The organism is Lichenicoccus roseus (assembly GCF_005844085.1).
Taxonomy (GTDB): domain Bacteria; phylum Pseudomonadota; class Alphaproteobacteria; order Acetobacterales; family Acetobacteraceae; genus Lichenicoccus; species Lichenicoccus roseus.
Window position 1 is genome coordinate 830,503 of the sequence record NZ_VCDI01000002.1, and the last position, 25,774, is coordinate 856,276.

Annotated in this window: 28 protein-coding genes and 4 tRNA genes; 13 read left to right on the plus strand and 19 right to left on the minus strand. The window is 68.3% G+C overall.

The window, feature by feature from the left end; all coding sequences use genetic code 11:
- The gene (zwf, locus tag FE263_RS09150; RefSeq protein WP_138325608.1) at window positions 1–1,479 is read right to left on the minus strand and encodes a glucose-6-phosphate dehydrogenase; all 1,479 of its coding nucleotides are present in this window, start codon (window positions 1,477–1,479) and stop codon (window positions 1–3) included.
- A gap of 216 nt (window positions 1,480–1,695) precedes the next feature.
- Between zwf and FE263_RS09155 the strand changes: the two genes are divergently transcribed.
- Both FE263_RS09155 and FE263_RS09160 read left to right on the plus strand, forming a co-directional pair.
- Window positions 1,696–2,004 (plus strand): DUF2312 domain-containing protein, encoded by a 309-nt coding sequence (locus tag FE263_RS09155; protein ID WP_240759305.1) that lies wholly within the window; start codon window positions 1,696–1,698, stop codon window positions 2,002–2,004.
- Between the two features lie 12 nt (window positions 2,005–2,016).
- Entirely contained in the window at window positions 2,017–2,484 is a 468-nt protein-coding gene (locus FE263_RS09160; RefSeq protein ID WP_138325609.1) for a hypothetical protein, read from the plus strand.
- On the opposite strand, the gene proB is transcribed toward FE263_RS09160, so the two are convergent.
- From proB to rplU, 4 genes are all read right to left on the minus strand, one after another.
- A complete protein-coding gene (gene proB, locus FE263_RS09165) occupies window positions 2,475–3,662 on the minus strand; it encodes a glutamate 5-kinase (RefSeq protein WP_138325610.1) in 1,188 nt (395 codons plus the stop codon). The genes FE263_RS09160 and proB overlap by 10 nt on opposite strands.
- Window positions 3,659–4,663 carry a GTPase ObgE gene (obgE, locus tag FE263_RS09170; RefSeq protein ID WP_138325611.1) on the minus strand — a complete coding sequence of 335 codons (1,005 nt, stop codon included), beginning with the start codon at window positions 4,661–4,663 and terminating at the stop codon, window positions 3,659–3,661. The genes proB and obgE overlap by 4 nt, the downstream gene beginning before the upstream one ends.
- A gap of 112 nt (window positions 4,664–4,775) precedes the next feature.
- Entirely contained in the window at window positions 4,776–5,045 is a 270-nt protein-coding gene (gene rpmA, locus FE263_RS09175; protein ID WP_138325612.1) for a 50S ribosomal protein L27, read from the minus strand.
- Between the two features lie 25 nt (window positions 5,046–5,070).
- The gene (gene rplU, locus FE263_RS09180) at window positions 5,071–5,385 is read right to left on the minus strand and encodes a 50S ribosomal protein L21 (RefSeq protein WP_138325613.1); all 315 of its coding nucleotides are present in this window, start codon (window positions 5,383–5,385) and stop codon (window positions 5,071–5,073) included.
- Window positions 5,386–5,586: 201 nt separating this feature from the next.
- Between rplU and FE263_RS09185 the strand changes: the two genes are divergently transcribed.
- Window positions 5,587–5,676 (plus strand) — tRNA-Ser (locus FE263_RS09185).
- Between the two features lie 301 nt (window positions 5,677–5,977).
- Here the strand turns inward: FE263_RS09185 and FE263_RS09190 are convergent.
- Window positions 5,978–6,529, minus strand: coding sequence for a FlgO family outer membrane protein (locus FE263_RS09190; RefSeq protein WP_138325614.1), 552 nt, complete (start codon window positions 6,527–6,529; stop codon window positions 5,978–5,980).
- Window positions 6,530–7,137: 608 nt separating this feature from the next.
- Here FE263_RS09190 and FE263_RS22060 point away from each other — a divergent pair.
- The 6 genes from FE263_RS22060 (at window position 7,138) to FE263_RS09215 (ending at window position 11,748) form a co-directional block, all read left to right on the plus strand.
- Window positions 7,138–7,341 carry a hypothetical protein gene (locus FE263_RS22060; RefSeq protein WP_171034012.1) on the plus strand — a complete coding sequence of 68 codons (204 nt, stop codon included), beginning with the start codon at window positions 7,138–7,140 and terminating at the stop codon, window positions 7,339–7,341.
- 18 nt (window positions 7,342–7,359) lie between these two features.
- Window positions 7,360–7,575: a hypothetical protein gene (locus FE263_RS22915; RefSeq protein WP_408886171.1), complete on the plus strand. Its 216-nt coding sequence runs from the start codon at window positions 7,360–7,362 to the stop codon at window positions 7,573–7,575.
- A gap of 141 nt (window positions 7,576–7,716) precedes the next feature.
- Complete coding sequence (gene gyrA, locus FE263_RS09200; RefSeq protein WP_171034022.1) at window positions 7,717–10,524, plus strand: DNA gyrase subunit A; 2,808 nt, start codon at window positions 7,717–7,719, stop codon at window positions 10,522–10,524.
- Window positions 10,517–11,050, plus strand: coding sequence for a pantetheine-phosphate adenylyltransferase (gene coaD / locus FE263_RS09205; protein WP_138325617.1), 534 nt, complete (start codon window positions 10,517–10,519; stop codon window positions 11,048–11,050). The genes gyrA and coaD overlap by 8 nt, the downstream gene beginning before the upstream one ends.
- A 107-nt stretch (window positions 11,051–11,157) precedes the next feature.
- Window positions 11,158–11,613 carry a peptidylprolyl isomerase gene (locus FE263_RS09210; RefSeq protein WP_408886177.1) on the plus strand — a complete coding sequence of 152 codons (456 nt, stop codon included), beginning with the start codon at window positions 11,158–11,160 and terminating at the stop codon, window positions 11,611–11,613.
- Window positions 11,614–11,673: 60 nt separating this feature from the next.
- A tRNA-Lys gene (locus FE263_RS09215) sits at window positions 11,674–11,748 on the plus strand.
- Window positions 11,749–11,793: 45 nt separating this feature from the next.
- Here FE263_RS09215 and FE263_RS09220 read toward each other — a convergent pair.
- The 11 genes from FE263_RS09220 to dcd form a co-directional block, all read right to left on the minus strand.
- Window positions 11,794–12,570 carry an ABC transporter ATP-binding protein gene (locus FE263_RS09220; protein WP_138325619.1) on the minus strand — a complete coding sequence of 259 codons (777 nt, stop codon included), beginning with the start codon at window positions 12,568–12,570 and terminating at the stop codon, window positions 11,794–11,796.
- Between the two features lie 5 nt (window positions 12,571–12,575).
- Window positions 12,576–13,427 (minus strand): ABC transporter permease, encoded by an 852-nt coding sequence (locus FE263_RS09225; protein ID WP_171034013.1) that lies wholly within the window; start codon window positions 13,425–13,427, stop codon window positions 12,576–12,578.
- A gap of 107 nt (window positions 13,428–13,534) precedes the next feature.
- Window positions 13,535–13,610 (minus strand) — tRNA-Phe (locus FE263_RS09230).
- A gap of 73 nt (window positions 13,611–13,683) precedes the next feature.
- Window positions 13,684–13,896: a DNA gyrase inhibitor YacG gene (locus tag FE263_RS09235; RefSeq protein WP_138325621.1), complete on the minus strand. Its 213-nt coding sequence runs from the start codon at window positions 13,894–13,896 to the stop codon at window positions 13,684–13,686.
- Window positions 13,889–15,028, minus strand: coding sequence for a ribonuclease E/G (locus FE263_RS09240; protein ID WP_171033964.1), 1,140 nt, complete (start codon window positions 15,026–15,028; stop codon window positions 13,889–13,891). Before FE263_RS09240 ends, FE263_RS09235 begins: the two co-directional genes overlap by 8 nt.
- 25 nt (window positions 15,029–15,053) lie before the next feature.
- Window positions 15,054–15,626: a Maf family protein gene (locus FE263_RS09245; RefSeq protein ID WP_138325623.1), complete on the minus strand. Its 573-nt coding sequence runs from the start codon at window positions 15,624–15,626 to the stop codon at window positions 15,054–15,056.
- A 69-nt stretch (window positions 15,627–15,695) separates the two neighbouring features.
- A complete protein-coding gene (gene infA, locus FE263_RS09250; RefSeq protein ID WP_138325624.1) occupies window positions 15,696–15,914 on the minus strand; it encodes a translation initiation factor IF-1 in 219 nt (72 codons plus the stop codon).
- A 219-nt stretch (window positions 15,915–16,133) separates the two neighbouring features.
- Window positions 16,134–17,432, minus strand: coding sequence for a histidinol dehydrogenase (hisD, locus tag FE263_RS09255; RefSeq protein ID WP_138325625.1), 1,299 nt, complete (start codon window positions 17,430–17,432; stop codon window positions 16,134–16,136).
- A complete protein-coding gene (gene hisG / locus FE263_RS09260) occupies window positions 17,429–18,172 on the minus strand; it encodes an ATP phosphoribosyltransferase (protein WP_138325626.1) in 744 nt (247 codons plus the stop codon). Before hisG ends, hisD begins: the two co-directional genes overlap by 4 nt.
- 115 nt (window positions 18,173–18,287) lie before the next feature.
- Window positions 18,288–19,550, minus strand: a complete 1,263-nt coding sequence (gene murA, locus FE263_RS09265; RefSeq protein WP_138325627.1) for a UDP-N-acetylglucosamine 1-carboxyvinyltransferase — start codon at window positions 19,548–19,550, stop codon at window positions 18,288–18,290.
- Between the two features lie 23 nt (window positions 19,551–19,573).
- Window positions 19,574–20,128 (minus strand): dCTP deaminase, encoded by a 555-nt coding sequence (gene dcd, locus FE263_RS09270; protein WP_138325628.1) that lies wholly within the window; start codon window positions 20,126–20,128, stop codon window positions 19,574–19,576.
- Between the two features lie 443 nt (window positions 20,129–20,571).
- Between dcd and FE263_RS09280 the strand changes: the two genes are divergently transcribed.
- The 3 genes from FE263_RS09280 to FE263_RS09290 all read left to right on the plus strand — a co-directional run bounded on the left by FE263_RS09280 (window position 20,572) and on the right by FE263_RS09290 (window position 22,695).
- On the plus strand, window positions 20,572–22,011 hold the full coding sequence (locus FE263_RS09280; RefSeq protein WP_205880315.1) for a glycosyltransferase family 4 protein: 1,440 nt from the start codon (window positions 20,572–20,574) through the stop codon (window positions 22,009–22,011).
- On the plus strand, window positions 22,011–22,325 hold the full coding sequence (locus FE263_RS09285) for a hypothetical protein (protein ID WP_138325631.1): 315 nt from the start codon (window positions 22,011–22,013) through the stop codon (window positions 22,323–22,325). The genes FE263_RS09280 and FE263_RS09285 overlap by 1 nt, the downstream gene beginning before the upstream one ends.
- Before the next feature lie 109 nt (window positions 22,326–22,434).
- Window positions 22,435–22,695 carry a hypothetical protein gene (locus tag FE263_RS09290; RefSeq protein ID WP_138325632.1) on the plus strand — a complete coding sequence of 87 codons (261 nt, stop codon included), beginning with the start codon at window positions 22,435–22,437 and terminating at the stop codon, window positions 22,693–22,695.
- Between the two features lie 45 nt (window positions 22,696–22,740).
- Here the strand turns inward: FE263_RS09290 and FE263_RS09295 are convergent.
- Window positions 22,741–22,815, minus strand: a tRNA-Thr gene (locus FE263_RS09295).
- A 240-nt stretch (window positions 22,816–23,055) separates the two neighbouring features.
- On the minus strand, window positions 23,056–23,748 hold the full coding sequence (locus FE263_RS09300; RefSeq protein ID WP_171034015.1) for a TetR/AcrR family transcriptional regulator: 693 nt from the start codon (window positions 23,746–23,748) through the stop codon (window positions 23,056–23,058).
- A 193-nt stretch (window positions 23,749–23,941) separates the two neighbouring features.
- Between FE263_RS09300 and FE263_RS09305 the strand changes: the two genes are divergently transcribed.
- Window positions 23,942–25,549 carry an efflux transporter outer membrane subunit gene (locus tag FE263_RS09305; RefSeq protein ID WP_240759253.1) on the plus strand — a complete coding sequence of 536 codons (1,608 nt, stop codon included), beginning with the start codon at window positions 23,942–23,944 and terminating at the stop codon, window positions 25,547–25,549.
- Window positions 25,550–25,774: the final 225 nt, after the last annotated feature.

Consider the following 25,774-nt stretch of genomic DNA (forward strand, 5'->3'; position numbering starts at 1 on the left):
CTACTCCACGTCCTCGTGCCAGCAACGGCCGTCACGCGAGAGCAGGGTGCGGGCGGCGTCCGGTCCCCAGGAGCCGGCGCTGTAGTAGTGCAGCGTATCCGGATGCCTGGCCCAGCCGTCGAGCACCGGCTCGACCCAGGTCCAGGCGGCCTCGACCTCGTCGCGTCGCATGAACAGCACCGGATCGCCGCGCACGGTGTCCATCAGCAGGCGTTCATAGGCATCCGGATAGCGGGTGGAGAATGCCTTCTCGAACGAGATGTCGATGTTGGCCGGACGCAGCACCATCCCGTCCGGGCCCGGATCCTTGCTCATGATGGAAAGCTGGATGCCCTCCTGCGGCTGCAGCCGGATGATCAGGCGGTTCGACTGCAGCTTCGACTTGAAGATCGACCAGGGCGTCTCCTTGAACTGCACCACGATCTCGCTCGACTTGTTCGGCAGCCGCTTGCCGGAGCGCAGGTAGAACGGCACCTTGCCCCAGCGCCAGTTATGGATCTCGGCTTTCAGCGCCACGAAGGTTTCGGTGCGGCTCTGGCGGCCTTCGCCCAGCTCCTCCATGTAGCCCGGGACCACCGTATCGCCGATCTTGCCGCGTCCGTACTGGCCGCGTATGGCGACATGCGCGACGTCGTCGGGGGCGATCGGCTTGAGCGCGCGCAGCACCTTGAGCTTCTCGTTGCGCAGGCTGTCGGCATCGAGCGCGCCGGGTGGTTCCATCGCGACCAGGCACATCACCTGCAGCAGATGGTTCTGGATCATGTCGCGCAGCGCGCCGGAGCTGTCGTAGTAGTCGCCGCGACCCTCGACACCGACCGTCTCGGCGGCGGTGATCTGCACGTGGTCGATCGCGTCCGACGACCACAGACGCTCGAAGACCGGATTTGCGAAGCGCAGCGCGATCAGGTTCTGCACCGTCTCCTTGCCGAGATAGTGGTCGATGCGGAAGATCTTCTTTTCCTCGAAGACTTGTCCGACCTCGTCGTTGATGCGCTCCGCGGAGCCGAGATCGGTGCCGATCGGTTTTTCCAGCACCACGCGCGACTGCGGCGTGACCAGCCCGTGCTCAGAGAGGTTGCGGCAGATGTCGCCATACAGGCTCGGCGAAGTGGCCAGGTAGAACACCCGGGTGCGCGACGCGACCCCGTCGTCGAACAGCCGCAGCAGGTTCTCCCAGGTGCTGTCGGCCTCGGCGCCGTTGACGCTGGCGAAATAGATCTGGCCGATGAAGCGCCGCGCCACCGCCTCGTCGAGGTCCGGCGCCTTGACGAAGCGGGCCAGCGCCTTCTCGGCGCGGCCGCGGAAATCGTCGTCGGAAAGCTTGGACCGCGCGGCGCCGATGATGCGGGCATCGGCAGGCATCTGGCCGTCGCGGAACCGGTAGTACAGTGCCGGCAGCAGCTTGCGCATGGTGAGGTCGCCGGTGGCGCCGAAGACGATGTAGTCGAAGGGGTCGACCGGGCCGGTGACGCTTGGCATGGCGGAAGTGCTCCATCGGAAACCGCTGGGCGCCGGGTCGGACGCGCCTCGTGGGAGAATTGTGCTTTGCGGCAGGTCTAGCAAGCGCCGTCCGGTTGCAATGTCCCCCAGGGAGCCGGCAGCTGCCGGACATGGCGATTGACCCTGGCCGGCGGGTCTTGGTAAGCCGCCCCTCCCCGGGATCGGAATTGGGGCGGATGGATGGGGCCGAAGGACATGACGCTGGATACGGCCGAACGCCCGAAGACGCGGGCTCAGGATGCGGACGGCCCCACGGATGACGGGGCGGCCACCGGTGGCATCGCCGCCGACCGGCTGCGCAGCATCATCGAGCGGGTCGAGCGACTCGAGGAAGAGCGCAAGGCGCTCTCGAGCGATATCAAGGACATCTTCGCCGAGGCCAAGTCGGCGGGCTTCGACGTCAAGGTGATCCGCCAGATCATCCGCATCCGCAAGCAGGAGCCGGCGGATGTGGAGGAGCAGGAGACCTTGCTCGACATCTACCGCCGTGCCCTCGGCATGTAGGCCGCAGCCCGGATGACGCTGCCGCCGGTCCTGCCCGAATGGGTGCCATGGTGGGTGCAGCTCGTCCTTGTCGTGCTGTTCGTGCTGTTCGCCTGCGCCTTCCTGATGATGCCGTTCGCGGTGTTCGGGCTCAGGGGCAGGCTTGACCTGCTCGAGGCGCAGCTCGACGACATCCATGCCGAGCTGCGCATGCTGTCGATGCGGCTGCCTGACGTCCAGGTGGCGCAGCAGGCGGCGCGTCAGCCGGTCGACCCGGAGCTGCGCGCCGGCGGGCGGGGAGCGGTTGCGGCCTTCGAGGATCCGGCCTTCACCGATGGGGAGCCGGCAGCGACCCGGCGTGGCATACGCATCGATCCGCGCGATGTCTCTGAGGTGCGGACGCCGCCGATGCCGCCACCAGCGCCGGAGCGCAGCGAGCCGAGGCTGCGCTGGCCGCCTCGTGACGAGCCACCGCCAGCGCCGCGCAACGATTATCGCTGATCTAGGTCCCGTCGCCCCGTGGGGTCGAGCAGGACCAGATCGTCGCGATGGATCATCTCGTCACGGCCGCGCCAGCCCAGCAGCGCCTCGATGGCAGTTGACCGGTGGCCCGCGATCCGGCGTGCATCGCCGCTGCCATAGGCCGACAGGCCGCGCGCCAGCCCGTGTCCGCCACCGTCCAGGATCTCGATAAGGTCGCCACGCTCGAACTCGCCCTCGATCCCGGTGATGCCGGCCGGCAGCAGCGAGCTGCCGGCGCGTAGTGCCCGGGCGGCGCCGGCATCGATGCGGATCCGGCCGCAGGGCTGCAGGCCACCGGCGATCCAGCGCTTGCGCGCGGAGCGGCCGTCCGGCGCCGGCAGGAACCAGGTGCAGCGCGCCCCGCCCATGAGCGCCTGCAGCGGGTGCAGGCGGCTGCCGAGCCCGATCGCCATGGCACAGCCGGCGCCGGTGGCGATGCGGGCGGCGACCAGCTTGGTGCGCATGCCGCCGGACGAGTAGCCGGGCGGCGGCGCGCCACCCATCGCCTCGATCTCCGGCGTCAGTACCGGCACCAGTGGGATATGCGCCGCTGCCGGATCCTGGCGCGGGTCGGCGGTGTAGAGGCCGTCGATGTCCGACAGCAGCACCAGCTGGTCCGCCTGGGTCATCTCGGCGACCCGGGCGGCGAGCCGGTCATTGTCGCCGAAGCGGATCTCGGCGGTGGCGACGGTGTCGTTCTCGTTGATCACCGGGACGCAGGCGAAAGTCGCCAGGGTCTCCAGCGTGGCGCGGGCGTTGAGGTAGCGCCGGCGATCCTCGGTATCGTCGGGGGTAAGCAGCAGCTGCGCTGCGGTCAGGCCGTGGGCAGCCAGCACCGTGCTCCAGGCCTGGGCGAGCCGGATCTGCCCGACCGCCGCCGCCGCCTGCTTTTCCTCGAGGCGCAGGCGCCCCGAAGGCAGGCGCAGTGCGTGGCGGGCGAGGGCGATGGCGCCCGAGGACACCACGATCACCTCGGTGCCACGACCGCGCAGACCGGCGATATCGGCGGCGACGCTTTCCAGCCAGGGCTGCCTGAGCGCTGCCGCATCCGGATCGACCAGCAACGCGCTGCCGATCTTGATGACCACCCGGCGCGCGTGGGTGAGGTTCGGAGCGAGAGCCTGCCGATCGTCCTGCGGTGGAGGCGTGGATGTCACGCGGTGGCGCGTTCCGCCGTGATGCGGTCCTGCAGGGCACGCAGCACCTCGGCGACACCGCCCTGGGTCGCCGCCGAAAGCAGCAGGACCGGATTGCCGGTCGCCTTCTCCAGCGCCCGCTTGCGCTGCGAGATCTCCTGCGGGCTCATCGCGTCGGTCTTGTTCAGTGCGATCAGCTCGGGCTTCTCGGCGAGCCCGCCACCGTAGGATGAGAGCTCGGTGCGAATGGTACGCCAGGCCTGCACCACGTTGCCGGCGGCGCCGTCGATCAGGTGCAGCAGCACGGCGCAGCGCTCGACATGGCCCAGGAAGCGGTCACCGAGGCCGGCACCCTCGTGCGCGCCCTCGATCAGGCCCGGAATGTCGGCGAGCACGAATTCCTCCGACATCGACAGCCGTACCACGCCGAGCTGCGGATGCAGGGTGGTGAACGGGTAGTCGGCGATCTTCGGCCGCGCGGCGGAGGCGACAGACAGGAAAGTCGACTTGCCGGCGTTTGGCAGCCCGATCAGTCCGGCGTCGGCGATCAGCTTCAGGCGCAGCCAGACCCAGCGCTCCTCGCCCGGCCAGCCCTTGTCGGCGCGGCGGGGGGCACGGTTGGTGCTGGTCTTGAAGCTCGCATTGCCGAAGCCGCCATCGCCGCCGCGGCACAGCAGCACCGTCTTGCCGGGGGCGTCGAGGTCGGCGAGCATCACCTCGCGCTCGTCGTCGAAGATCTGGGTGCCGATCGGGACCTGGATCCTGACGGTGGGGGCCCCCGCCCCGGTGCGGTCGGAGCCGGCGCCGTTGCCACCCTTGCGGGCGCGGAAATGCTGGGTGTAGCGAAAGTCGATCAGGGTGTTGAGGTTGGCCACCGCCTCGAACACGATGTCGCCGCCGCGGCCACCATTTCCGCCGTCGGGACCACCGAACTCGATGTATTTCTCGCGCCGGAACGCGATCACGCCGTCGCCGCCGTCTCCCGACTTCACGTAGATCTTTGCCTGGTCGAGGAATTTCATGGCGGACTGGAGAACTTCTGGCGGTCGGGACGGGAGGGCTGCAACGACAAAGGGCCGGCCCATGACGGCCGACCCTGCATCCGGTGCGCGTGAGGAGGAGAGGCGGGAGATGCTACTCGGCAGCGGCCTGCAGCTGCTCCACGCTCACCTGCACACGGCCTTCGGCACGGGTCTCGAACTTCACGTGGCCGTCGACCAGGGCGAAGATGGTGTGGTCGCGGCCAAGGCCGACATTGCGCCCCGGCTTCACCTTGGTGCCGCGCTGGCGGATGATGATGTTGCCGGCGATGACGGTCTCGCCGCCGAACTTCTTGACGCCGAGGCGGCGCCCGGCGGTATCGCGACCGTTACGGGACGAGCCGCCTGCCTTCTTATGTGCCATGGATCAGTCTCCTTGCCTCTAGGCCTCAGGCGGTGGTGATGTTGGCGATGCGCAGCACGGTGACCGGCTGACGATGGCCGTTGCGGCGGCGGCTGTTCTGCCGGCGGCGCTTCTTGAAGATGATGACGGTGTCCAGGCGGTCCTGGGCGACGACCGTAGCGGTGACGGTGGCGCCGGGCACGAAAGGGGCGCCGATCTGCGCGCCGGCTTCGCCGCCGACGGCGAGGACCTCGGAGAAGGTGACGGTGGCGCCCGGCTCGACATCGAGCTTCTCGACCTTGAGCACGGTCTCGGGGGCCACGCGATACTGCTTTCCGCCAGTGCGGATGACTGCGTACATCTGTCTCTCTGCTTTCCGATCTCTAGGCTGCCGGATGGAGGAGCCCGGCTTGGCCTCAGTCGCTTCTTGTCATGGGCCATGCGGACATGGCGACACCCCGGCGGAACCGGAGCGGAGGTCGGGTTATAGGGCGCCAATTTCACCTGTCAACAGCATTGCGTCCGGCCGGGGAGCCCCCTATAAGGCGCCCGCCGCGTGCTTGGAGAGGTGCCAGAGCGGTCGATCGGGGCGGTCTCGAAAACCGTTGTGCGTGCAAGCGTACCGTGGGTTCGAATCCCACCCTCTCCGCCAAGGGCGCATTCGGGCATGTTCTCTGGGGTATCTGGAGGCCGCAGGGGACTGCGTTTGCTGCCGCTTCGGCCCCTTCCCGTGGCCGCCCCACTGACGTGTGCTTGCATCGATCCCCGGCACGATCAGAGGACGGCTTTGCCAAGGAAGGCTGCGGGAGCGGCCCGACCTTGGTATGGAACTTGTCATTCCGTCGCTTCTGGAAGTCCGGGGCATGCACCGATGCGAGCGCCCGATCTCGCTCAGCTGTCGGTCGCCGCTACGGTGCGCGATCCCAAGTTGCTTACGAAGGCGGACGGCCCGATCACGAGCCTCGCGGTGACAACAGGTCAACGACGTTCGCGTGTGGCACTACATAGTCAACTCCTGCCAAGATATGCCCGTCCGAAACAGAAATACATTTGAGGCTGATGTAAACCTTTTCTCCCGCTGCGGTGAAGCTACCTGTCAGGACCGCCGCGACGGACTTCGGAGGTAGGATTTTATCAGAATCACGAGCCAACATGAACTCGCCCCCATCCTTGCGTAAGGCGATTGTAGTACGCGTCCGCAACTCGGAGGTGGAATACCCGTCCTGGACGAGGCGACTACGGATCATGTCCGCTACTAGATTTCCGAGAGCCGAGCTCTGATCCAGGTTCTGGATATCGGAAAGAGACGTCACGACCAGAGGCGTGTTTTTCGTTATGGCCGGCGTTGCGGCTACCACCAGATCGACTGCATGGTATGTCAACGTTCCCAGGTCGCCGGTGATATACTCCGGACGATGTAGTGTCGCTGTATTACCGCTCGCACAACCGGTGATCATCGAACCCAACGGTAGAATGAACGCCAAGCTACGAAGAATGTGGTGCATCTGTCGCCTCCCCCGTCAGTGATCGTTCTGGAGTCGACGGGTCGGAATTATCTCTTCTTGCGATTGTAGGTAGAGTGCGACATCGCCATCGCGGATGTAGACAGGCTCGACAAGCCTCATGACCGTCTGACTTTCGGACATAGCCACAACGTTCGATATCGCTTCGCTGTTGGTTGGCTCAAGGTCCCCTGATGTTCAACGAACCACGTCTACGTCAAGGCTCACGATGATGGCATGACTGGAGCTGTCGGCGATTACTTCACCTCTGCGAAGAATATCACCTTCCAACGTGTCGGCTGCAGACACTTGAGTGGAAGGGCAAGGGGGAGGAGCCTTGGTTCATGCATCGCAAGTTTCTAGTGTCAGACCTTAGACGCTGGACGCCTTTTCCGCGAAGTTGCTCACATCGGATCATCCGCCGGCCTTGAAGGGCGATCTTCGCCCGAACGGTATCTGCTGTCGTGTGGACTGTAACGCTGCCGTGGTCGCCCAGGACTTCCGCCTCCAGGCCGCGAACATTCGTTCAGATGCGCCGACGATGTCGCTCGGGGGCGGGGGGCAGGGCAGGGATTTGATCGAGGGCTCCGGCCTGGCGTGCTGATGGAGCGATGTCCGACACCGCTCCCACGTCGGGACCGATGGTGAGCCCTTCCAGTTCTCGACGGCGAGGACAGGGTGCGGCCGGTCCGCCTCTGGCGACGACGGCGCTGGTCGGGCATAGTTTCTTGGCGCTCGGGGCGCCGGACTACGACCCGATCAACCCCTCGTTCTTCGCGACCCCGTTCGACCGGGCCGGCATCGGCGCGCGGTAGGGGCGTATCGGCCGCTGCTTGGCCTGGGACGACGATCCGTCTGTGCCGCCGGCGCGCTCACGGAAGGTGTCGGACCAGCTCGGCGCCGCACTCGAGATCATGCCGCGCGGCGGCCGCCTGAACGACGTGGCCGGCTTCACCCGGTTCCCGCAACCGCGACGGGCTGCTGGACCTGTTCGCGTGGCGGCTGGGACGGCTCGGGTGGGCAGCAGGGGCCGGCTGGGCTATGAATGACGGCTTGGAGACCATCCGAAACCGAGTCTGTCCGGGCGCCATCCCGGGCAGGAGCGGTCAACGCGCCCTAGACATGACGGACCCGAGTTGAGCGACATCCCCGATCCCCCGGCGCCTCCGATCCCGCCCGCGCCGTCCGACATGCAGCCGGTGACGATCGAGGAGGAGATGCAGACCTCCTACCTCGCCTATGCGATGTCGGTGATCGTCAGCCGGGCGCTGCCGGACGTGCGCGACGGGCTGAAGCCGGTGCACCGGCGCATCCTCTACGGCATGCGCGAGAGCGGGTTCACCCCGGACAAGGCCTACCGCAAGTCGGCCCGAGCGGTCGGCGACGTCATGGGCAAGTTCCACCCGCACGGCGACAGCTCGATCTACGACGCCATGGTGCGCATGGCGCAGTCCTGGTCGATGCGGGTCAAGCTGATCGACGGACAGGGCAATTTCGGCTCGGTGGACGGCGATAGCCCGGCGGCGATGCGCTACACCGAGGCCCGGTTGTCGCGCCCGGCAATGTTCCTGCTCGACGACATCGACCGCGACACCGTCGATTTCCAGCCGAACTACGACGAGAGCGAGGTCGAGCCGAAGGTCCTGCCGGCGGCCTACCCGAACCTGCTGATCAATGGCGGCTCCGGCATCGCGGTCGGCATGGCGACCAACATTCCCACGCACAATCCCGGCGAGGTGATCGACGCGACGCTGGCGATGATCGCGAATCCCGCGATCGACCTCGACGAGCTGATTAAGATCGTGCCGGGCCCGGACTTCCCGACCGGCGGCATCATCCTGGGCCGCTCCGGCATCCGCTCGGCATTCGAGACCGGGCGCGGCTCGGTGATGATCCGGGCGCGTGCCGAGATCGAGGATATCCGCCGCGACCGCCGCGCGATCGTGGTCACCGAAATCCCGTTCCAGGTCAACAAGTCGACCCTGCAGGAGCGCATCGCCGACCTCGTCCGGGCCAAGACGGTGGAGGGCATCTCGGACATACGCGACGAGAGCGACCGCTCCGGCATGCGCATCGTCATCGAGATCAAGCGCGACGCGACACCCGAGGTGGTGCTGAACCAGCTCTACCGGTTCACCCAGCTGCAGACCAGCTTCGGCGTCAACATGGTGGCGCTGGACGGCGGCCAGCCGAAGCTGCTCGGCCTGCGCGACATGCTGGTCGCCTTCATCGCCTTCCGCGAGGAGGTGATCCTGCGGCGGGCGCGGTTCGACCTCAACAAGGCGCGCGAGCGCGGCCATGTGCTGGTCGGGCTGGTGATCGCGGTGGCCAACATCGACGCGGTGATCGCCCTGATCCGGGCAGCCCCCGATGCCGCGAGCGCGCGGGCGCAGCTGATGGAGCGGTCCTGGGAAGCCGGCGAGGTGGTGCCACTGCTGGCGCTGATCCATGACGACGGCAACGTGGTGGTCGATGGCTTCGTGCGGCTGACCGAGGCGCAGGCGCGTGCGATCCTCGAGCTGCGGCTGGCCCGCCTGACTGGGCTGGAGCGCGAGAAGATCCAGGCCGACCTCGACGAGGTGGCGACCAGGATCAACGAGCTGCTGGAGATCATCGCCAGCCGGCCGCGCCGGCTCGAGGTGATGCGCGACGAGCTGGTCGCGGTGCGCGCCGAGATCGCGGTGCCGCGCATGACCGAGATCTCCGACATCGCCGGCGACCAGACCGACGAGAGCCTGGTCGAGCCGGGCCAGATGGTGGTGACCATCACCCGCGACGGCTTCATCAAGCGCACGCCGCTGGATATCTTCAGGGCGCAGAACCGTGGCGGCCGCGGACGCACGGCAGCGGGCCGGCGTGGCGACGACATCGTCACCCGGTCCTTCAATGCACATACCCACCAGTGGGTGCTGTTCTTCTCGTCGGGTGGCAAGGCCTACCGGGAGAAGGTCTGGCGGCTGCCGGAAGCCTCGCCGACCTCGAAGGGCCGGGCGCTGGTCAACCTGCTGCCAGAACTCGGCGCCGACCATATCACCACCGTCCTGCCGTTGCCGCAGGACGAGGACATGTGGGAGAGCCTGCACCTGGTGTTCGCGACGCTGAGCGGATACGTGCGGCGCAACCGGCTGAGCGATTTCCGCAACGTGCGATCCTCCGGACTGATCGCGATGAAGCTGGACGAGGGCGACCGCCTGATCGGGGTGGCGACCTGCCGCGACGGCCAGGACGTTTTCCTGGCCACCCGCAAGGGACGCTGCGTGCGGTTCCAGATCAGCGACGACACGCTGCGGGTGTTCGCCGGGCGGGACAGCTCCGGCGTGCGTGGCATCAAGCTCGGCCGCGGCGACGAGGTGAACAGCCTGTGCGTGCTGAACCATGTCGAGGCCGACGTGGCAGAGCGCTCCGCCTTCATCCGGATGTCCAACGTGCGCCGTCGCCTCGAGAGTGCCGCCGAGGAGGTGGTGGCCGAGCCGGAGCTGTCAGAGGACAGCGCCGAGGAGGCCGCACCGCCCGATGCCTCAATCACGCCGGAGCGGTTCGCCGAGCTGGAAGCCACCGAGGAGGTGCTGCTGACGGTGACCAATGGCGGCTTCGGCAAGCGCAGCTCGGCGTATGACTACCGGGTGAGCGGACGCGCCGGGCTGGGCATACGCAACGTCGTGCTGTCGGCCCGCAACGGCACCGCGGTGGTGGCGACCCTGCCGGTGCTGCACGGCACCGACGTCATGCTGGTCACCGACGCCGGCCGGCTGATCCGGGTGCCGGTGGACCAGGTCCGGGTCACCGCGCGACAATCGATGGGGGTCACCCTGTTCCGGATGGCGGACGGCGAGCGGGTCACCAGCGTATTCCCGGTGGTCGAGGACCCGGCGGCGGAAGACGGCGTCGCCGCGGACGATGTGGCGGGGCCGGTTGCGGTGATCGAGGTGCCTGGCATCGTCGACGAGCCGGGAGTCGTCGACGACGATGGCGCCGAGGCGGATCCGGCCGATGAGTAAGCCGGCGCCGTCCGGCACGCCGGGCCGGCCCTGGAGCCATGTCGGACTGTATCCCGGCACCTTCGACCCGATCACCAACGGCCATCTCGACATCATCGGCCGCGCCGTTCTGCTGGTGGAGCGGCTGGTGGTGGCGGTGGCGGAGAACACCGGCAAGCAGCCCCTGATGGAACTCGCCGAGCGCATCGAGTGCGTGCGTGCGGAAGTGGCGCCGATCGCGGCCCGCTCGGGTGTGCAGGTCGATGTGATCGGGTTCAACAACCTCCTGGTGCAGTGCGCGCGCGAGCAGGGCGCCGGCATAATCCTGCGCGGGCTGCGGGTGGTCACCGACTATGACTATGAAGTGCAGATGTTCGGCATGAACCATCGGCTCGATCCCGGCATTGAGACGGTGTTCCTGATGGCGACCGAACGGCATCAGTTCATCTCGTCGCGACTGGTCAAGGAGATCGCGCAGCTCGGAGGCGATATCTCGTCCTTCGTGCCGCACTTCACACTGGGAAAGATCCTGGCCCGGCTGGGTTGAGACCGGCCGGAAGCCATCCAGTCGCTTCGCTGCAACCACAAGAAAGGGACATCATGTCCGAGACGACCACTAGCGCCACCACCGCCGGCGAGAACGACGACCTGATCATGGAGCTCGAGAAGGGTGGCCGCATCGTGATCCGGCTGCGCTCCGACCTGGCCCCTCTCGCCGCCGAGCGGCTGCGCACGCTGAGCGCCGAGGGCTTCTATGACGGTGTCGTGTTCCACCGCGTCATCGAGGGCTTCATGGCGCAGGGCGGCGATCCGACGGGCAGCGGAAGCGGCGGCAGCAAGCTGCCCGACCTGAAGTCGGAATTCACCAACAAGGCGAAGTTCGTGCGCGGCGCAGTCGGCATGGCCCGCACCGCGCATCCGCACAGCGCCAACAGCCAGTTCTTCATCATGTTCGCGCCGGCGCCGAGCCTGGACGGCCAGTACACCATTGTCGGCGACGTGATCGAGGGCATGGAGCATGTCGACCAGATCAAGCGTGGCGCCGGGTCGAGCGGCATGGTATCCGGCCCCGACAAAATCGCCCGCATGCGTCCGGCGGCCGCGGCCTGAGCCCGGCTGACTGAAGCTTCGATACGCCCCCGCTTCCTCGGGAAGCGGGGGGTTGCGTGTGAGCCGGTAGCTCAGTGGTAGAGCATTCGACTTTTAATCGAATGGCCGTGGGTTCGAATCCCACCCGGCTCACCATCTTTCTGGCGCCTCGACCCCGCCCATCGGGCTGCTTCGCCTTGGTCAGGCGCTCAGCAGCAGATCCTCGGTGGCTTCCACCGGGTGGCCGAGATACGCCTCGAGGACCTCGATCGGCGCACCGTCCATCCTGACGGTGCCCTGCTCGAGCCACAACACCCGGTTGCACCAGGAGGCGATGACCTCCGGATTATGCGTCGACAGCACCAGGATCTCGGCCTTTCGTACCAGGGCTTCGAGACGTTGCCGTGCCTTTGCCATGAAGCCGCTGTCGCCGGCCAGGAACCACTCATCCATCAGCAGGACCTGCGGGTCGATGGCGGTGGCAAGCGCGAAGCCGAGGCGCACCAGCATGCCGGAGCTGTAGGTGCGGACCGGCATGTCCAGGAAGCCTCCGAGTTCGGCGAAGGCCTGCACGTCATCCTCCAGCAGCGCGATGGCGGCACGCTCCAGGCCGGCATAGAGGCCGCGCAGGCCGATATTCTCTCGCCCGGTCAGGTCCATGTTCATGCCGAGGCCGGTGTCGAGCAGGGTGTGCAGCGCGCCCCTGATGACGACGTGGCCTGCGATCGGCTCGTAGATGCCGGCCAGCGCCCGCAGCAGCGTAGTCTTGCCGGCACCGTTGCCGCCGACCAGGCCAAGCCGGTCGCCAGGCTGCAGGGTGAAGCTCACGCCGCGCAGCGCGTTGACCACGACGCGGTGCTGCGCATCCTCGCGCAACCGGTTCGAGGTGGCGGCGGCGACGGCCCGCTTCAGCGAGCGCGCGGAGGCATGGTAGAGCGGGAATGCGATGTGCAGGTCCTGCACGGTGACGCCGGCCATGATGCTCAGACCCAGTAGGCGAGGCGGGCTCGCACGCGCATGAACAGCAGCGATGCCGCGGTGCAGAACAGCAGGCTGAACCCGAGGGCGGCGCTCCAGAGCATCACCGTCGGCGTGCCCCCGAGCAACGGACGGCGCACGATCTCGATCAGGTCGTAGAACGGGTTGAACATCAGGTATTGCCGCCCGTGCGTGATCAGGTCGGGCTTCCAGATGATCGGCGTGATGAAGAAGATGATCTGCATGACGCTGGCGACCACCGGCCCGATATCGCGGTAGCGCGCGCCCAGCGCGCCGAGCAGCAGGCAGGCGGCGATGCCGTCGACCAGCCAGAGCAGCAGGGCGGGAAGGCTTTCCACCGCGTTGATGCCGGGCCAGACCCGGAAGAAGGCGAACACTGCCAGGATCACCACCACGTTATGCGCCAGCACCAGCAGGTTGCGCAGCACCACGCGGATGGCGTGCACGATGAACGGCATGCGCATGGAGCGGATCATGCCGGCTGCCTGTGTGAAGCAGGTGGTGGCGTCGCCGACGAGCCCGCCGATGAAGCCCCAGATCACCAGGGACAGCGTCAGGAAGGGCAGGTAGTCGCGCACGTTCATCTTGAACAGGGTGGCGTAGATCACCCCCATCGACCCCACCATCACGCCGGTGGAGGCGGTCAGCCAGAATGGGCCGAGGATGGAGCCGCGATAGCGCAGCTTGAGGTCGAGCCAGCCGAGCTTCCAGCACAGGCGCCAGAGATGCAGGCTGGCGTTCAGGTCATTCAGCGCCTGGCCGGCGCGCCGGGCCGGCGCATCGGGCAGCAGGTCGAGGATCGGCTCGGCCGCGCCTAGGGTCGGGGAGGCCGTCAAAGGCGTGCCTGTCATCATGGTGAGGATGGCGATAGAGCAGCCTGCCCCGGCATACAACCTTGGCGGAGGCAGAGTGGGGACGTCTGGTCGGCCAGGATCGATGGGGATGGTGCCCAGGGGCGGATTCGAACCACCGACACTGCGATTTTCAGTCGCATGCTCTACCAACTGAGCTACCTGGGCAGACCCGACGGACGGGTGGGGCGAGGGGCTCGCCGCTTGGTGGCGGAGGCTTTAACCCAGCCGCGGCGCTTGATCAAGCCGGGTCGCGGTCTTCCGCCGGCAGCCGGTCCTCGTCTTCATCCTCCGGCTCGAGCCGGGTCGACGGCACGCGATAGGTGCCGGAAAACCAGCGGCCGAGATCCACCTCGGCGCAGCGCCGGGAGCAGAACGGGCGCGTCGAGGCGGACGTTGGGCGCCCGCAGATGGGACATGCGGCGTCGCCAGCCGGGGGCAGCGGGTCAGCCATCGGCAAGCATCCAGGCAGTGGCGGGGAGGGCGGGATCCATCTGCAGCGAGATGGTAACGGCGGTTGCCTGTTCAAATGCCGGCAGCGCGACCGGATCGGCATGCAGGGCCTCGATGAGGGGAATGCCGCCGCGCAGGTTTATGGCGCGTCCCGGCCGGTGATGCACCTGGCCCGCCACGCGGCGCAATGCCGCGAGGCCGGCGCCATGCGGGCTTTGCAGCAATTCGTGCAGCGGCGGGTGCACGCGCGGTCGCAGGAGCTCCGCGAAGCCCAGGGCCGTGAAGCCGAGCAGGCGGGGCTGCAGCGGATCGCGCTGCAGCGCCGCGGTGATCTCCGGCGCCAGGGCGGACCGCTTGCGCGCGGCAAGGCCGGCCAGGTCGATCAGGATGGCGCCGGACAGGTTGCGCAGCCTGAGCTGATGCAGCAGCGGGGCGATCGCCGCGCGGTTGGCGGCAAATTGCACGGTCTGCTTCGGGCGTCGCTCGGCGGTGCCGGCGGCCAGATCCATGTCGATCGCCACCAGCGCCGCGGTGGGCTGGATGCTGGCGCGCATGCCGCCGGGCAGATCGACCTCCGGCCGGGCAAGCTGCTCGGCGCGATCCTCGACGTCATCATCGAAGGCGCGCGGCACGAGGCGTACCCGCTCGCGCAACGCGGCCGGCAGGGCGGCCGCCATGCCGGCCGCGTCGGCCAGAATCGGCGCTTCCGGATAGCGCATTGCCAGGCGCTGCAGGGCGCCAGGGCCACGCGCGACGAGGCCGGGGGCGTCGCCATGCCGGGCGACCAGGGCCCGCTCCGGTGGCTCGAGCCGGCCAGACAGCCGCGGACCCTTGCCGCCTTGCGCGGCACGGGTGATGCGCACGGCGATGCGCGCGCCTTCGCCATCACCCGGACCGTTCGCGCCGTCCCGATCCGGGAGGAAGCCCGACAGGTCACCGATCCGGACGAACGCACCGGCGAGCGCCGGCACCACCGCCTCGATGTGGCCCTGGTACAGGTCGCCGACACCGTCCGGGGCGCCCGGCCGGTGCAGGTCGTAGTCGAGCAGCCCGGCGTGGCCGGCGCCGGTTTCCTCGACCACCGCGATACGCACCTCTCCCGGGCTGCAGGATGCCAGGATGCGCGCCTTCAACGCGCCGCGTCCGGCGGGCAGGGCTTCAGGGCAGCACCCGGTGGGCGCGCAGCAACTGCGCGGTCTCGAACAGCGGCAGGCCGACGACGTTGGAGTAGCTGCCCGAGAGGTAGCGGATACTGGCGGCGGCGTGACCCTGCACGGCATAGCCGCCCGCCTTGCCGTGCCAGTCGCCGGCCTCGATCAGATGGTCGATCTGCTGGCTGGTCAGACGGGAGAAGGCGACGACGCTTTCCACCACGCGCTCGGACGTGCCGGCGGCATGGCGCAGCATCACCGCGGTGATGACGCGGTGGCGGCGGCCCGACAGCAGCGCCAGGCAGGACCGGGCCTCGGCCTCGGTCGCCGCCTTCGGCAGGACGCGCCGCCCGGCCGCCACCACGGTATCGGCGGTCAGGACCAGCGTTAGGGGATCGATGTCGTGTGCGGACGGCCAGGCCGCCGCCGCCTTGGCGGCGGCGATGCGCTCGGCATACTGGCGCGGCAGTTCGTCGCGGTGCGGTGTCTCGTCCACCTCGGGTGCCACGACGCGGGCCGGCACGATGCCGATCTGTGCCAGCAGGGCGAGTCGGCGCGGCGACGAGGAGGCCAGGGTCAGCGTCCGGCCTAAATGGCCAACCGCCTCTGTCGGCTCCCCGCGTACGGGTCCGGGCTGGATCGGACGATCCTACTTGAAGCGGAAGGTGATGCGACCCTTCGAGAGGTCGTAGGGGGTCATCTCGACGTTGACGCGGTCGCCGGCCAGAACCCGGATGCGGTTCTTGCGCATCTTGCCGCTGGTATGCGCCAGGATCTGATGCTCGTTGTCGAGCTTGACCTTGAACATCGCGTTCGGCAGCAGCTCCAGGACGGTGCCGCTGAATTCGATCATGTCTTCTTTAGACATCGCGTCCTTCTATCGGTCCATCGATCAATACGACCTCCTGTCCGGGCAGGCCGGGCTTGTTCCGGACTGGAACATGCAGACGGCTTGCCATGGGTTCGCGCCCGGTCAGCCCGGCGCTCGTGTGGGGCGGGAACATGATGATTGCAGCACGTTCGGTCAAGCCGCAGCCGCCCCCGGGTATCAAGTCGGCTGCTTCCCGCAAGCTTCCTGGGCTGCCGCTCACGCCTCCGGGGGCGGCAGCCGCACGCTCACGCTGCGCGCATGAGCGTGCAGGCCCTCGGCGGTGGCCAGCGTTACCGCCGCCGGACCGACGACCCTCAACGCTGCGGCGCCGGCCTTGATCCAGGTGGTGCGCTTGAGGAAGTCGTGCACCGACAGGCCCGAGGCGTAGCGGGCGGCGCCACTGGTCGGCAGCACATGGTTCGGACCGCCGACATAGTCGCCGATCGCCTCCGGACAGTCGCGACCGACGAAGATCGCTCCGGCATGGCGGATCGACCGGAACAGCGGCGCAGGATCGTCCACCATGAGCTGCAGATGCTCGGGCGCCAAGCGGTTGACCAACCCGGCCGCCTCGGGGAGAGCGCCGACCAGGATGATGGCGCCGAAGTCGCGCCAGCTCGCCCCGGCAATGGCGGCGCGCGGCAGGCTCGGCAGCAGGCGCTGCACGGCGGCGGCCACCGCATCGGCGAAGGCGGTGCTGTCGGTGATCAGGATCGACTGCGCCATCTCGTCATGCTCGGCCTGGGCCAGCAGATCGAGCGCCACGTGGTCCGGAGTGTTCGCGCCGTCGGCGACGATGACCACCTCGGACGGGCCGGCGACGCTGTCGATGCCGACATGGCCGAACACCTGGCGCTTGGCCTCGGCGACATAGGCGTTGCCCGGGCCGACGATGCGGTCGACCGGGGCGATCGTGGCAGTGCCGTAGGCGAGGGCGGCGATCGCCTGTGCGCCGCCGACCCGGTAGATCTCGGACACCCCGGCGCGACGGGCGGCGGCCAGCACCAGCGGGTTTAGGATGCCGTCCGGGGTCGGCACGCACATGGCGATGCCGGTGACCCCGGCCACCCGGGCCGGGATCGCGTTCATCAGCACCGATGAGGGGTAGGCCGCCTTGCCGCCCGGGACGTAGATCCCGACCCGGTCGAGCGGCGTCCAGCGCAGGCCGAGCGTGAGGCCCGCCGCGTCCTGGTGGCGCAGATCGCTCGGGAGCTGAAGCCGGTGGAAGGCCTCTATCCGGGTCGCCGCCAGGTCGAGCGCCGCGAGCAGGGCTGGCTCGACGCTGCCGCAGGCCTGCGCGATCTCCGCCTCGGTGACGCGCAGCCGGTCCGCGTCCAGCGTGAGGCGGTCGAAGCGCGCGGTGTAGTCGCAGAGGGCGGTGTCGCCCTGGTGGCGCACGGCGTCGATGATGTCGGCGACCTTGGCATCGACCCGCTCGCCGCCGCCATGGCGCGTGGCGAGCAGGGCCGTGAAGGCGCCCTCGAAATCGGGATCGGCCGCGTCGTAGCGCCTCATTCGCGGTGCCGGGTGCTCTGGCAACCGGCGACCGCGGCGCGGAACCGCGCGATCAGGGCGCCGATCGCCTCGGGCTGCGTCTTCAGGGCAGTGCGGTTGACGATCAGCCGGCTGGTGACGTCGGCGATCACCTCGGTCTCGCGCAGCCCGTTGGCCTTCAGGGTGGAGCCGGTCTGCACCAGGTCGACGATCAGCCTGGAGATGCCGAGGCCGGGGGCCAGCTCCATCGCGCCGTTCAGGTGCACGATGTCGGCGTGGATGCCGCGCCGGGCGAAGTGCCTGCGGGCGATGTTGGGATACTTGGTTGCGACCCTGACCTGGGACCAGCGCTGCGGATCGTCGGTGGCCAGCTGCTCGGGCTCGGCGACGCTGACCCGGCAGCCGCCGATGCACAGGTCGAGCGGAGCGTAGATCTCCGAATAGTCGAACTCCATCAGCACGTCGGCGCCGCAGATCCCGATCTGCGCGGCACCGAACGCGACGAAGGTGGCGACGTCGAACGGACGCACCCGGATCACGTCGAGCTTCGCATCGTCGGTCTCGAAGCGAAGCCGGCGGCTGTCCTCGTCGAGGCAGTCGGCGGCGGGGACGATGCCGGCGGCGGCCAGCAGGACCGCCGCCTCCTTGAGGATGCGACCCTTCGGCAGCGCCAGCACCAGCGGCTTGCCCTCGTCGAAGGTGGCGTTCGCCGGGCCTGCGGCGGTCGGCGCCAGGGCAGCGGCGGTGGTAAGGGCTGTCATGAGGGTTCCGGAGCTGCTGCCGGGGCCGGCATGGATGACGCTGCGGCTGCCACTAGCATCGCCGGCCCGGCACCGGAAGGGTGCCCGGCGCAGATCCGGCGTGCCCGGCGGGTCGCTACTCGGCGACGCGCTCGATCAGCGCGCCGCAGCCGCCGAGCTTGCGGTCGACCGCCTCGTAGCCGCGATCCAGATGATAGATGCGGCTCAGCACGGTCTCCCCCTTCGCCGCCAGCGCAGCCAGGATGAGCGAGAACGAGGCCCGCAGGTCGGTCGCCATCACCGGTGCGCCCGAAAGCGACGGCACCCCGCGGATGATCGCCGATGCTCCGTGCACGTTGATGCGCGCGCCCATCCGGTTGAGCTCCGGGACATGCATGAAGCGGTTCTCGAAGATCGTCTCGGTCACCATCGAGGCGCCCTCGGCGACCGAGAGCAGCGCCATGAACTGCGCCTGCATGTCGGTCGGGAAGCCGGGATAGGGCTCGGTCATGACGTCGACGCCGCGCAGGCCGCCGCCGCGTCGGATGTGCAGCGCGCCGGCTTCCTGGGTCACCTCGACGCCAGCCTCCTCGAGGACACGCACGACTGCGCCGAGATGCTCGCTCTGGCCGCCCTGCAGGCGTACGTCGCCGCCGGTGATGCCGACCGCGCAGGCATAGGTGCCGCACTCGATGCGGTCCGGCAGGATCGGGTGGGTCGCGCCGTGCAGCTGGCGGACGCCGTCGATGGTCAGCCTGTCGGTGCCGGCACCCTCGATCCGCGCGCCCATTGCCACCAGGCAGGCCACCAGGTCGCCGATCTCCGGCTCGCGGGCGGCGTTGACGATCTCGGTGCGGCCGCTCGCGATGCTGGCCGCCATCAGCAGGTTCTCGGTCGCGCCCACGGAAGCGAACGGCAGCACGATGCGGGCGCCGGTGAGGCCGTTCGGGGCGCGGGCGTCGACGTAGCCGGCCTCGAGCCGGATCTCGGCGCCGAGCGCTTCCAGGCCCTTGAGATGCAGGTCGACAGGACGGGTGCCGATGGCGCAACCGCCGGGCAGCGACACCCGCGCCTCGCCGCAGCGTGCCAGCACCGGGCCGAGCACCAGGATCGAGGCGCGCATCTTGGAGACGATCTCGTAGGGCGCCTCGGTCGAGGTGATCTCGCCGCCGATCGAGAGGCTGAAGCTGTCGCCCCCGGCATCGGCGACCGCCAGGCCATGCTGGCGCAACAGCTCGGCCATGGTGGCGATGTCGGCGATCCGCGGCACGTTGGTGAGCACCAGCCGCTCGCTGGTCAGCAGGCCGGCAGCCATCAGTGGCAGGGCGGCGTTCTTGGCGCCCCCGATGCGGATCGTGCCATGCAGCGGGCGGCCGCCGCGAATGAGGAAACGGTCCATCGGGCTCTCTCTGTAGTCAGGTGTCAGAGTCGGGGAATCGCCACGCCGCGCTGGCGCATGTACTTGCCGTTCCGGTCGGCATAGCTGACCTCGCACGGACCGGCACCCTGCAGGAAGAGAAACTGGCAGATGCCTTCGCCGGCATAGATGCGCGCCGGCAGCGGGGTGGTGTTGCTGATCTCGATGGTGACCTGGCCCTCCCACTCCGGCTCCAGCGGGGTCACGTTGACGATGATGCCGCAGCGCGCATAGGTGGACTTGCCGAGGCAGACCACCAGTACGTCGCGCGGGACCCGGAAATATTCGACCGTGCGGGCGAGGGCAAAGCTGTTCGGCGGGATGATGCAGACGGGCGTGGTGCGGTCCACGAAGCTTTCCGGCCTGAAGTCCTTCGGGTCGATGATGGCGCTGTCGACGTTGGTGAAGATCTTGAACTCGTCGGCGACGCGGGCATCGTAGCCGTACGAGGACAGGCCGTAGCTGATGACGCCCTCGCGGCGCTGGGTCTCGACGAACGGCTCGATCATCGCGTGCCCGGTAGCCATCTGCCGGATCCAGCTATCGGGCATCACCGGCATCTGCTTGCCTCTCCATCACGGCGAGGCGCATGTGCCGCCCCTGATCGCGCATGCCTAGACGGGCCGCAGCCGGGCACGCAACCTCCGGCTCCGGTCACCCCGCCTCGTCCGCAACAGGCGGAGGCCTCGAAGCCTCGGGATCAGGCGCCCTGCCGTCGTTCGCGGTCCGGGCGCGGGCCTGCTGCTTGCGGCGCCGCAGATTCTCGCGCAACGCCGCCGCTTCCCGTGCTTCGCGGCGGGCCCGCTCAACCTGGGCATGGCCGCCCTGGCCAGGCGGCTCGCTGCGTCCGGTCATGCGGCCGGCGCGCGCGCGGCGTGGGTCCCGGCCGGCCGGCCTGGACGGGGCGCCGGGAGCGGCTGGCCGAACGCGATCCGACTGGTGCTCATGCGCCAGCCATAGGCGACCTCCACGCCCCGGGGCAAGCATACCGCCGGCCCGTTGGTTGCTGCCCCAGGATTGCCGCGGTCACCACCCTCTTTCGGTTGGCAGGCGGCAATCCTTCTTAGTTCTGGTTGTCGCGGAGAAGTTGAGGCACTCCCTGAACCCACCAGTGCGGTTCCGGCAATTCACGTCGATGGACATACGCCCGGGTTCGAATAAAGCGGATGTGCGGATGGCGTCTCCAAAGATTGTGCAGGTCCTGCGGAAATTCAGCGCCGCCGGAGGTGTCGAGACCGTTGCTTACGAATTGCAGCGGGCGCGGCAGCAGGCAGGTGTGGATGCCACGTCGCTGTGCTGCGCCGGTGCCGCGCACGGGATGAACGTGCAGACCGTCCTGCCGATGCTGGGCAGGCTGCCGACGCGTGGACGCTGGCGCCATCTGGGACGGCTGCTGGCGGTACCCGCTTTCACGTTGATGATCGCGCCGGCGCTTCTGCGGGCCCGGGAGGCCGGCGCAGTCGTGGTCAGCCACGGAGACACGCTGTCCGGTGACGTGCTGGTCGTGCATGCGGTCAATCGAGAAAGCCTGCACCGGAAGTGCGCGGAGGGTAGCTATCGCTGGCTTGCCAATCCGCTGCATGCCTGGGTCGAGGCGCGCGACTGGTGGGTCCTCGGTCAACGCCGGTTCCAGCGTTACGTCGCGGTCTCGCGTCGGATCGAGGAGGAACTCGTCCGGCATCACGCGGTGCCGCGCGATCGTATCGTCGTCATTCCGAACGGCATCGATCTGGACAGGTTCTGCAGCGACGCCGGCGCCGATGCCGATCTGCGCGCAGATCTTGCAATCCCGGCTGTCGCCAGGTTGCTGCTGTTCGTCGGGCATGAATTCACCCGCAAGGGCCTCTCCCACGTCATCGATGCGCTGCCGCGGCTCGGTCCGGATTTCCATCTGCTGGTCGTCGGCACCGACGATCCGGCGCGTTTCGCCGCGAGTGCCGCGTCGCATGGGGTGGCGGGTCGGGTGTATTTCCTGGGACCGCGCGGCGATCTGCCCGCGCTCTATCGTGCTGCCGACGCCTTCGTGTTCCCGACCGGCTACGAATCCTTCTCGCTGGTCTGCATGGAGGCACTGGCCTGCGGGACCCCGATCTTTGCCACCCGGGTCGGCGGCATCGAGGATTACCTGGTGGATGGCGAGGCCGGATTTGCCATCGAGCGCAATGGCGACGACATCGCCGCCCGCCTGCAGGGGGCATTCGCCAAACCGGGAACCTATGGCGCGCCTGAAGGCCGGCGCCCGCGCAACCGCCTCCGCTTATGCATGGCCGGTGGTCGCGGCGCGCTACGCCGGCATGCTGGCAACGATCACGCCTGCCCATGCCGGTCGTCGTCGGGCGCCGGGGCCAAGCCTCGCCGCGCTGCCGGTGCGACGCCTGGCGCAACGCATCGGCCCTTGGTGGCAGACGTTCCGCAGCGCCGCGAATGCGGGGGGCCGCGCTGATGGCGGGTGAGATCGGGGGCGGCGGGCAGAAGCTGCGCAGCGAGATCCGGACCGTCAGGCTCTTCCTGTCGCCGACGATTACCACCGACCTGCGGTTGCGGCGCCTGGGTGGCTCCTGCCAGGAGTTCGACGTCTTACCCGGCACGATAGGACCGCATGATGTTCCGCTGGAGGTGGCCGAAACCATGTTGTGCCATGTCGATCGGCTGGCACGCGACGTCGGCTCGCCACGCAGCAGCGTCGGCCTGCGGCGAGCCTACGGGGTGCTGGCCGGAAGGCTCCGCCGGGCAATCATGGAGGCGAGGCAGTCCTGACGCACGACGGTCCGCTCCGGACGCATCCGCTCCTCCTGGCCGGCGGGCGCGGCCGGTGCCTGACGGCGAGGCGGTTGCGTGTCATAGTGCGGTGACGGAGGAGCACGGCATGCCGAACGTGATGGACATGCACCGGGAGATGGTTCGGATGCTCGGCGGCTATGCCCTGACCGACAAGGACCGGGTTGCCACGTTGCACGAGGCTCTGCGCCTCATCGCCGATGACTGCCTGACCAGCGAGGCGAGCGAGGCGGCGTTGCTTCGGATCCGCCGCGTGGCGGTCGCCGCGGTTCACGCGACGACCCACATCAAGGATCCGTTCCCGGAAACGGCAACCGGCGGGCAGACTGGCGAGGCGGGCCCCGGGTAGTGGGGATCGCTGCGGGAAGGCGGTCGCCGACTGGTGCCAGGCGTCTGGTGCTGCTGCAGGGACTCGAACCCTGGACCTCTCCCTTACCAAGGGAGTGCTCTACCACTGAGCTACAGCAGCTTAACCGGCTTGGAGCCGCCGTTTAACGGCCTTCGTCCGGAAAGACAACCCGTACGGCCAGCAGGCAGCGACGCGAGGCGCGAGCACGACCGGCACGTCCAATCATGGTCAGCCGGCAGGGAGGCATAGCAGACTTCCTGTGCGCCAGGGGGCGTGATCGCCAGGATCTGAGGCCGGCCAGGGAAAGCGGACGTCCGCCAGCGATCTGGACGCTGCCGCCCCTCGCCAGGAACGGCGGCGCTAGTTTTTCGACGGCGCTGACACAAGAGGATCGGTGGCGAACGCAGTGAGGAACATGTGCACCGCCGCCCGGACCACCTGGTCGATTTCTTCCGGCGACGTGCTGTGGGTGAGCTGCAGCCGTCGCTGCATCGTCACGCGGGTCTGGCAGAGCGCGAAGAACTGTTCGGCCGCGATCGTCGGATCGGGAACCACGAGCAGGCCGTCCTCGATGCGCCGGGTCAACCATGCCTCCATGAAACGGATCGCGCGGCGTGGACCTGCGTCATAGAACACCTCCGCCAGATGCGGGAATTTCCCGGCTTCGGAAATGATGATGCGATACAGCACCAGGTTCCCCGCCGAGAGGATCATCTCCATCATGCGCAGGCCGATGCCATGCAGCGTGATGGCGAGATCGTTTTCGTCCTGGGCGATCTGGAAGATCGTGGCCAGCGAGATCGCAGCCTTATGCTCGACGAACGCCGCGAACAGCGCGGACTTGCTGGCGAAGTAGTTGTATAGCGTGCCCTTCGAGACGCCCGCCTCCATGGCGATCCGTGACATGCTGGCTCCCTCGTAGCCGGACTCGGTGAACACGGTCTCGGCGCCCACGATGATCTGCTGTCGCTTGGCGGCGGGTTGCTCGCACTTCGGCAAGGGATGGGCGTGCACGGGTTGGTTCTCCTGGCGATCGACGCCGTCCGGGCTCAAGCTGATCCGACACATCCGCCCGCTTTGACGATCCGGGCAAAGCCGATAGGTTGTCAACGCTGACCGAACCGGTCGGTCAGTCTCTTCGCCAGGCGGTGACCGGCAGGCGGTGGACTGGAAGGCCGGCGAGCGGTTTCGATGGGTGGGGGGTGTCCGGGTGCGGAGCAGGGCGAGCGCAAGGCTGGCGCGCAGTTTGAGCGAGCGGTCGGTGGTCCTGATGGCCTCGCTGCTGCTGGCAGGCTGTTCGGTGGGACCGGACTTCAAGCCGCCGAGCCTGTGGTCTCCGACCAGCTGGTTCGATGGCAGGCCTCCCGATCCTGCGCATCTTGCGGCCGCTGGCCAGCGGCGCTCACATGGGCGGCCGCTTCGGGTTGCGAGCGTCCCGGTGGAGAGCCCGCCCGATCCGCACTGGTGGGACCAGTTCGGCGACCCGGAGCTGAGCGCCCTCGAGGTGCGGGTGGCACATGCGAACCTGGACGTGCGGCTGGCGACCATCAGGCTGGTGGAGAGCCGGGCGCAGCTGCGGGTGACGGCAGCGAATGAGTTCCCGTCGCTGAACGGCAGCGCGGCCTATACCCGCACGCAGCTGAGCTCCAAGGAGTTCGAGCGCGGGCTGTCCGACGCGGTGAGCTCCGGCGGGCTCGGCAACCTGCTGGGCAACGGCAACACCAATGCGCTGAGGGCCGAGGCGGGCTCGATCAAGATCCCGGCCCTCGACGAATGGCAGGACGGCATCGACGCCTCCTGGGAGCTCGATCTCTGGGGGCGTGTGCGCCGATCGGTCGAGTCTGCCCATGCCAGCCTGCAGGCCTCGGAGGAGGACCGGCGCTCGGTGCTGATCACGCAGTTCTCCGAGGTGGCGAGGGACTACATGATGCTGCGCGGGCTGCAGGCGCAGCTCGCGATCCTGCACGACGACCTGCGCGTAGCCCAGCAGGCGGTGACGCTGACGCGGCAGCGCTTCACCGGGGGGCTGACGACCGATCTTGATGTCGAGAACGCGGTGTCGCAGGTCGATACGACCGCCGCCCAGATCCCCGACCTGGAGCGCCAGGTCGCCCAGCAGGTCAACGCGCTCGGCTACCTCCTGGGCGAGCCGCCGCGTGCGCTGCGCGACGAACTCGACCGTGGCGCGCGTATCCCGCCGGTGCCGCCGAGCGTGCCTGTGGGTGTGCCCTCGGAGCTGGCACGGCGCCGGCCGGACATACGCGAGGCGGAAGCGCAGCTGCACGCCGCGACCGCCAGTGTCGGCGTCGCGGTGGCGAACTTCTATCCGAAGGTGACGCTGAGCGCCGGGCTGAACTTCGAATCGCTGTCGCTCCGCGATCTCGGATTCTGGAGCGCGCGAGCCTATAATTTCGGGCCGACCATCAGTCTGCCGATCTTCCAGGGTGGGCGCCTGCGCGGCCAGCTGGAGCTCAACGAGGCGCAGCAGCAGGAGGCGGCGATCAACTACCAGAAGACGGTCCTGCAGGCCTGGCAGGACGTCGACAACGCGCTGACGGCATACGAGGACGAACAGCGGCGGCGCGATGCGCTCGACAGGTCGGTGCGGTCTGCCCGGCGCGCGCTCGACCTCGCGCAGCAGCAATATGCCCACGGCCTACAGACCTTCATCAACGTGCTGGATGCCGAGCGCAGCCTGTTCAACGCCCAGGGGCAGTTGGCCAGCAGCACGGCGACGGTCTCATCGGATCTGGTCCAGCTCTACAACGCGCTTGGCGGTGGCTGGGAGAGGACGTTCCCGCTCAGGGGCGCCCAGGCCAGTGCCGCCGGACGGGCCGGAAACCCGCCGTCATGACGGTAATGGGGCGCCGGTTCATTTTCCGTGTTGACCGTGTGGGGTAACGGGCCTAAATCCCCGCTCACCGCGGCGGTCTGGCGAAAAGCTTCTGGCTTTCGTCTCCGGGGTTTGCTAGGGTCTTTGGCTCCGTTGTGGGCTTCTGGTCCTGAGCGGTATGTTCCTTGAAAGTAGAATAGGCTGAGGAAGGGATATGTTGGCGGCGTCTTAGCTGCTGTGTCTGGT

Bases quoted from the DNA above. Each gene is read 5' to 3' on its own strand.
- zwf (WP_138325608.1), bottom strand. From the start codon at position 1,479: ATGCCAAGCGTCACCGGCCCGGTCGACCCCTTCGACTACATCGTCTTC.
- FE263_RS09155 (WP_240759305.1), top strand. From the start codon at position 1,696: ATGACGCTGGATACGGCCGAACGCCCGAAGACGCGGGCTCAGGATGCG.
- FE263_RS09160 (WP_138325609.1), top strand. From the start codon at position 2,017: ATGACGCTGCCGCCGGTCCTGCCCGAATGGGTGCCATGGTGGGTGCAG.
- obgE (WP_138325611.1), bottom strand. From the start codon at position 4,663: ATGAAATTCCTCGACCAGGCAAAGATCTACGTGAAGTCGGGAGACGGC.
- rpmA (WP_138325612.1), bottom strand. From the start codon at position 5,045: ATGGCACATAAGAAGGCAGGCGGCTCGTCCCGTAACGGTCGCGATACC.
- rplU (WP_138325613.1), bottom strand. From the start codon at position 5,385: ATGTACGCAGTCATCCGCACTGGCGGAAAGCAGTATCGCGTGGCCCCC.
- FE263_RS09190 (WP_138325614.1), bottom strand. From the start codon at position 6,529: ATGCACCACATTCTTCGTAGCTTGGCGTTCATTCTACCGTTGGGTTCG.
- FE263_RS22060 (WP_171034012.1), top strand. From the start codon at position 7,138: ATGTCCGACACCGCTCCCACGTCGGGACCGATGGTGAGCCCTTCCAGT.
- gyrA (WP_171034022.1), top strand. From the start codon at position 7,717: ATGCAGCCGGTGACGATCGAGGAGGAGATGCAGACCTCCTACCTCGCC.
- coaD (WP_138325617.1), top strand. From the start codon at position 10,517: ATGAGTAAGCCGGCGCCGTCCGGCACGCCGGGCCGGCCCTGGAGCCAT.
- FE263_RS09210 (WP_408886177.1), top strand. From the start codon at position 11,158: ATGGAGCTCGAGAAGGGTGGCCGCATCGTGATCCGGCTGCGCTCCGAC.
- FE263_RS09220 (WP_138325619.1), bottom strand. From the start codon at position 12,570: ATGGCCGGCGTCACCGTGCAGGACCTGCACATCGCATTCCCGCTCTAC.
- FE263_RS09235 (WP_138325621.1), bottom strand. From the start codon at position 13,896: ATGGCTGACCCGCTGCCCCCGGCTGGCGACGCCGCATGTCCCATCTGC.
- infA (WP_138325624.1), bottom strand. From the start codon at position 15,914: ATGTCTAAAGAAGACATGATCGAATTCAGCGGCACCGTCCTGGAGCTG.
- hisD (WP_138325625.1), bottom strand. From the start codon at position 17,432: ATGAGGCGCTACGACGCGGCCGATCCCGATTTCGAGGGCGCCTTCACG.
- hisG (WP_138325626.1), bottom strand. From the start codon at position 18,172: ATGACAGCCCTTACCACCGCCGCTGCCCTGGCGCCGACCGCCGCAGGC.
- murA (WP_138325627.1), bottom strand. From the start codon at position 19,550: ATGGACCGTTTCCTCATTCGCGGCGGCCGCCCGCTGCATGGCACGATC.
- dcd (WP_138325628.1), bottom strand. From the start codon at position 20,128: ATGCCGGTGATGCCCGATAGCTGGATCCGGCAGATGGCTACCGGGCAC.
- FE263_RS09285 (WP_138325631.1), top strand. From the start codon at position 22,011: ATGGCGGGTGAGATCGGGGGCGGCGGGCAGAAGCTGCGCAGCGAGATC.
- FE263_RS09290 (WP_138325632.1), top strand. From the start codon at position 22,435: ATGCCGAACGTGATGGACATGCACCGGGAGATGGTTCGGATGCTCGGC.